Annotated in this window: 1 protein-coding gene and 1 rRNA gene; both read left to right on the forward strand. The window is 68.4% G+C overall.

Annotation, left to right across the window (positions count from 1 at the left end; translation table 11 throughout):
- Window positions 1-93, forward strand: a 5S ribosomal RNA gene (gene rrf, locus ABZ471_RS28690); the annotation flags it as partial.
- 151 nt (window positions 94-244) lie between these two features.
- On the forward strand, window positions 245-1,032 hold a 788-nt coding region (locus tag ABZ471_RS28695), incomplete at its 3' end, for a hypothetical protein (RefSeq protein ID WP_359070298.1).

The following is a 1,032-nucleotide window of genomic DNA, read 5'->3' on the forward strand; positions in this document are numbered from 1 at the left end:
ACGCCCGGTTACATTCCGAACCCGGAAGCTAAGCCTCACAGCGCCGATGGTACTGCAGGGGGGACCCTGTGGGAGAGTAGGACGCCGCCGAACAATCTTTGGAGGACCCCTGGTCCCAGCGTTCAGCTGGGACCAGGGGTCCTTTTGTTTTTACAATGCTTGCGGTACCGAAGACAGGAGTCACCCATGTCCACCAACTCGCCCGAGGACCGACCGGAGCGCGACCAGCGGCGACGGGACAGTGGTGACCGCGGCGATCGCGGCGGCTACCGCGGGGACCGTGGTGGCTTCCGTCGCGACAACGACCGTAACGACCGCGGTGGTTACGGCCGGCGTGACGACCATCGCGGTGGTGGTGACCGTGGTGATAGTGGTGGTTTCCGTCGCGATGACCGCCGTGACGACCGCCGTGATGACCGTCGTGACGATCGTGGTGGTTACGGTCGTCGTGACGACCGGCGCGATGACAGCCGTGGCGGTGGCTACGGTGAGCGCGGTGACCGTGGTGGTTACGGGCGTCGGGATGACCGGCGTGAGGGTGACCGTGGTTCGCGTCCGGCGTTCCAGCGTGACGACCGCGACCGTGGGCCGCGTCGCGACGACCGTGGTGACCGCCCCACCTTCCGACGTGACGACCGCGGTGGTGACCGCCCCACCTTCCGTCGCGACGACCGCGGTGGTGACCGTGGTGACCGTGGTGATCGTGGTGGTTTCCGTCGCGATGACCGCCGTGACGACCGCCGTGATGACCGTCGTGACGATCGTGGTGGTTACGGTCGTCGTGACGACCGGCGCGATGACAGCCGTGGCGGTGGCTACGGTGAGCGCGGTGACCGTGGTGGTTACGGGCGTCGGGATGACCGGCGTGAGGGTGACCGTGGTTCGCGTCCGGCGTTCCAGCGTGACGACCGCGACCGTGGGCCGCGTCGCGACGACCGTGGTGACCGCCCCACCTTCCGTCGCGACGACCGCGGTGGTGACCGCCCCACCTTCCGTCGCGACGACCGCGGTGGTGACCGCCCCACCTTCCGT

It is taken from the genome of Streptomyces sp. NPDC005728, from assembly GCF_040630895.1.
Taxonomy (GTDB): Bacteria; Actinomycetota; Actinomycetes; order Streptomycetales; family Streptomycetaceae; genus Streptomyces.